Here is an 861-nt window from a genome sequence, read left to right as displayed (position 1 = left end):
CGCACCGGAACCTGCGCCGGTCGCCGTGACAGTGTGCGTCGTGATCTCCGCCTGTGCCTGCGTCGCGGCAAGGGCGGCGGGGGGCATCAGCCCCACCCCACAGGCCAGAACACCGCCGAAGGCACACCCCGCCACACGGACCTGACGCCGGACGGACGCCGGCCTGGCGTGGGGATAAAGGGCGGCGGCTGCCGACGGCGGGTGTGTGATGGTCACGGGCGCGTCCTTCGGTCGTTCCTCGGTATAGGGTTGACGTCCCCGAAGGCCCCGGGTTCGTCTGGGTGGTCAATGACGCTCCATCTTGGGGCATCGGTCCCACGACGCAAGCCCGTCTGGCCGCACCTCCGACTTGCCGAGCCGTGCCCGTGCGGGCACGATGCGCCGCAGCGCTGCCATAGGGCAGCGGCACGGCGGGCAGCACCCGTTCCGGCGCCCGCAGTTCAGCCGCGACCGGTTGTCGCGGCACGGCGACGCCCCATCTTTGTCTTTTCGCCCACCGGAGCCCAGTCGATGTCCATCAGCCCATCCCTGATTTCGCCTCTGGCCACGACCGACGCCCTGTTCTTCGACCGTCCGGGCGCGTTGCTCGATCGCGACACGGCGACACGGCTGGTGGACGACGCGCTGGCGGGGATGGATGACGGGGAGCTGTTCCTCGAATGGCGTGAGAGCGAGATGATCGCGCTCGACGACGGGACCATCCGTTCGGCCAGCACCAACACCTCCACCGGCTTCGGCCTGCGTGCCGTCCTGGGCGAGGAAACCGGCTTCGCCCATGCCGACGAACTCAGCGAGGACGCGCTACGCCGGGCCAGCACCGCCGTCACGCAGGTGCGCGCGGGGCGCTCCGGCACGGCTGCC

Annotated in this window: 2 protein-coding genes; one reads left to right on the top strand and one right to left on the bottom strand. The window is 70.7% G+C overall.

Features of this window, described 5'->3' with window-relative positions; all coding sequences use genetic code 11:
• Positions 1-216, bottom strand: a 216-nt coding sequence (locus tag HUK82_RS16965) for a hypothetical protein (protein WP_176615011.1), incomplete at its 3' end; no start/stop codon positions are given.
• A 294-nt stretch (positions 217-510) separates the two neighbouring features.
• Between HUK82_RS16965 and HUK82_RS16960 the strand changes: the two genes are divergently transcribed.
• The coding region (locus tag HUK82_RS16960; protein WP_305144425.1) for a PmbA/TldA family metallopeptidase at positions 511-861 on the top strand (351 nt) is incomplete at its 3' end.

The sequence above is a fragment of the Ameyamaea chiangmaiensis genome, assembly GCF_013376175.1.
Taxonomy (GTDB): domain Bacteria; phylum Pseudomonadota; class Alphaproteobacteria; order Acetobacterales; family Acetobacteraceae; genus Ameyamaea; species Ameyamaea chiangmaiensis.
The sequence above is the reverse complement of the archived record's forward strand: the minus strand, read 5'-3'. Positions and strand labels throughout refer to the sequence as shown.